The 3,320-nt window shown below is 36.7% G+C and carries 4 protein-coding genes; 1 reads left to right on the top strand and 3 read right to left on the bottom strand.

Annotated elements, in window-relative coordinates; all coding sequences use genetic code 11:
• From ABIZ51_11335 to ABIZ51_11325, 3 genes are all read right to left on the bottom strand, one after another.
• Positions 1-269 (bottom strand): aminotransferase class I/II-fold pyridoxal phosphate-dependent enzyme (locus ABIZ51_11335; GenBank protein MEO7089375.1); only part of this gene is annotated, 269 nt, incomplete at its 3' end.
• A complete protein-coding gene (locus tag ABIZ51_11330) occupies positions 266-1,252 on the bottom strand; it encodes an SDR family NAD(P)-dependent oxidoreductase (protein ID MEO7089374.1) in 987 nt (328 codons plus the stop codon). The genes ABIZ51_11335 and ABIZ51_11330, both read right to left, overlap by 4 nt.
• Positions 1,253-1,267: 15 nt before the next feature.
• Positions 1,268-2,539 (bottom strand): ABC transporter ATP-binding protein, encoded by a 1,272-nt coding sequence (locus tag ABIZ51_11325; GenBank protein ID MEO7089373.1) that lies wholly within the window; start codon positions 2,537-2,539, stop codon positions 1,268-1,270.
• 84 nt (positions 2,540-2,623) lie between these two features.
• On the opposite strand from ABIZ51_11325, the gene ABIZ51_11320 reads away from it, so the two are divergent.
• On the top strand, positions 2,624-3,130 hold the full coding sequence (locus ABIZ51_11320) for a hypothetical protein (GenBank protein ID MEO7089372.1): 507 nt from the start codon (positions 2,624-2,626) through the stop codon (positions 3,128-3,130).
• Positions 3,131-3,320 lie beyond the last annotated feature (190 nt).

The following is a 3,320-nucleotide window of genomic DNA, read 5'->3' as shown; positions in this document are numbered from 1 at the left end:
GCAGTTGAAACCCATGTAAATGCGGGAACAATCACTTCATCTCCTGCTTTAATACCTAAAGCTACTAAAGCTAAGTGCAAAGCCGTAGTGCAGTTAGAAACTGCAATGGCGTGTTTCACTTTATGGCGTTTCGCAAATAATTTTTCGAACTCTGCTACTTTAGGACCTTGCGTAACCCAACCCGAAAAAATAGGTTCTTTCGTTGCTTCCCATTCTTCCTGTCCCATAGAAGGAAGCGAAATAGGTATCATTCTTTTTTCCATTATCATGCTATAATTTCTTTGAATTTGTTCTCTTCTCTCCAAGCGACTAATCGTAAAAGGCCTTCTTCCAATGTGTATTTATACTTAAATCCGATTTCTTTTTCTGCCTTAACTGCTGAGCCAATTCGATTTTGCACCAATGCTCTTGCATCATCTGCGCTGTAAGGTTTATAGGTAACTTTTAAATTCGATTTTTTTAATTCTAAAATCAAATCGCATAATTTTTTGATGGATGTTTGGACTTCTGTCCCTACATTGTAAAATCCAAAATCTACCTTTGACTTCAAGGCTAAGACATTGCAACGTGCTACATCTTCTACATAAATAAAGTCGTATGCCTGACTGCCATCTCCGTTAATAATTGGAGCTTCGTTCGCATCAATTTTATTGAGCATAATAGGCACAACACCTGTATAGGCTGCTGTTTGATCTTGGTGTGGGCCATATACATTCATATAACGCAATCCAATTACTTTTAAGCCGTAACGATCATTAAACGCCGTTGCCATTGCTTCACCAGCAATTTTTGACGCTCCATAAAAATTTTTATTGTTGAATGGATGTGCTTCCGTCATCGGGAGTTCAACAGCATCACCATAGACAGAAGCAGAAGAGGACCAAATTAATTTTTTAATGTTGTTTTTTGCACACGCTTCCAATACATTAAAAGTACCAGCAATATTTACGTCAAAGGCGGTACGCGGAAAATCTTTGCAATGCAACAACCACATAGCCGCAAGACAAATCACATAATCCATCCCTTCCATCGCTTTGTTTAAAATGTCTATCTCTCTAATATCGCCACCGATTGGAAAAATTTTACACCGTTTATCTTTTAAAGACGATTCTAAATATTCCTTTTTTCCTCTTGCGAAATTATCGTAAACAACTACTTCGCTAATGTCTTCTTTTAATAGTTCTGCTACTACAAAGCTTCCGATAAAACCTGCTCCGCCAATAACTAATACTTTCGACTTTTTTAAATCCATCGTATTCCTTTTTTTTTAATTTGTTTTAGCCCATGTTGAATTCAATTGCACAAACCCATGCACCCACTTTGAATCCGATGCATCTCCTTTTGCAATTTTCAATATACTGAAATCATAAATACTTTCGAGGTAATCAATCGTAGATCCAGTTGCGTAATGAACGCCAATGGATAAAGAATACAAACCGGGTTGCAAGATATTTTCCAGTTTAATTTCAAACTCGTGATTGCCTTTGTCTAAACTATATGTTTTACCGTCATTCATCGAATGCGTAATGACTATGCCGTCCTTGGTAACTACTTTTACATCTATCAGGGCATCTTCTACTTTTTTAAAAGCCTCCATACGTATTCTTAAATCAATAGGACTTCTAAAAAAAACCTCATTTGCTGTATTTTTGTTTTTATCCAATAACGCGATCTCCCGAATTTTTATTTCGCCTGTATTGTACCTTTCAAAAGCATCTGGAATAATTCCCATTGTTTCCGTTTTGGGAGCAGATTCAAAATAGCGATCAACAGCATCTTGCGTTTTTCCGGCAAAATGAATCGTTCCGTTTTTTAAATACAAAGCACTTGTACAAAGTGTTTTTACCGCAGTTAAATTATGGCTCACAAACAAAACGGTTCTGCCATGCGTACCGCTTACATCCTTCATTTTACCCAAACATTTCTTCTGAAACTCAGCATCTCCAACTGCCAATACTTCATCCAAAATTAAAATTTCGCTTTCCAAATGTGCCGCTACGGCAAATGCCAAACGAACATACATTCCGCTGCTGTAACGCTTTACAGGCGTATCAATGTATCTTTCAACGCCGCTGAAATCAACAATCTCATCAAATTTATTTTTGATTTCAATTTTCGTCATGCCGAGAATAGCGCCGTTCAAAAAAATATTTTCTCGACCCGTTAATTCGGGATGAAAACCTGTTCCTACTTCCAATAAACTTGCGATTCGCCCTTTTACTTTAAAATTGCCTGTGGTGGGTGTAGTGGTACGCGATAATATTTTTAATAAGGTAGATTTACCAGCGCCATTTTTTCCGATAATTCCCAGTACTTCCCCTTTTTTTACTTCGAAGTTAATGTCTTTTAAAGCCCAAACATAATCGCTATTGCCTCTTTTTTCACGATTGTTTTCTTCCCCCACTTTCAAAAATGGATCTTCCTTTCCGCGTGCCAAATGCCACCAGCGTTTTAAATCGCTCGATAAAGTGCCCGTTCCAACATTCCCTAAACGGTACTGCTTTCCAAGGTTTTCGACTGAAATAACTACATCCGACATATCCCGCAAATGTAGGAAATATTTTTATTTTTCGATGATAAGCCTATAAAAGTGAGAAGCTGAAAAATTAATTTTTTGAAACTTATGGATATAGCGCGCGTATCGCTTTTATTTATATCTGTCCATATTGCGAAGCCTACTGCCGCTTTCGCGGACGACGCTTTATCTATCATAACCTCCTCTCACCATAAAATAAATAATGCTCACAGCAAAATTATTGCCTCTGACAACAAAATTATAGATGCTGACAGTAATATAATTAACACTGACTATAAAATTATTGATGTTCGCAGTAAAATAAACGACGCTGACAGTAATATAATTAACGCTGACAACAAAAAAATGGCGGCTCGCAGTAAAACTATTGCCTTTGACAATAAAATAATTGATGCTCTCCGTAAAATAATTAACGCAGACAGTAAAATAAACGACGCTTACCGTAAAATAATTGATGCTGACAGTAAAACAAACGACGCTCGCAACAATGACAACAACGCTGCAAGTTGCTCCAGCATGAGAGCAAGAGAAATTTATTTTTTATTATCTTTTTGGCTTACGCTCCGCTTTGAAGTTTCTTTTAAAATGAAATGAGAAAACAATAAAATGCCTCTTTACAATTCTAAATTCTAAATTTCTAATTCTTCATTTTTTTATGGCATCGGATTTCGAATAAAATTTTAGCAAAATGAAAGCGTGATGAATTCGGGAAGTTCAGAGCGTATGCGAGGAAATCACCCGATGAATAGCTTTCGGGAAGCTAAAATGAAATGAGAAATCCAAG

Source organism: Bacteroidia bacterium (assembly GCA_039924845.1).
In the GTDB taxonomy this organism is placed as follows: domain Bacteria; phylum Bacteroidota; class Bacteroidia; order DATLTG01; family DATLTG01; genus DATLTG01.
The sequence above is the reverse complement of the archived record's forward strand: the minus strand, read 5'-3'. Positions and strand labels throughout refer to the sequence as shown.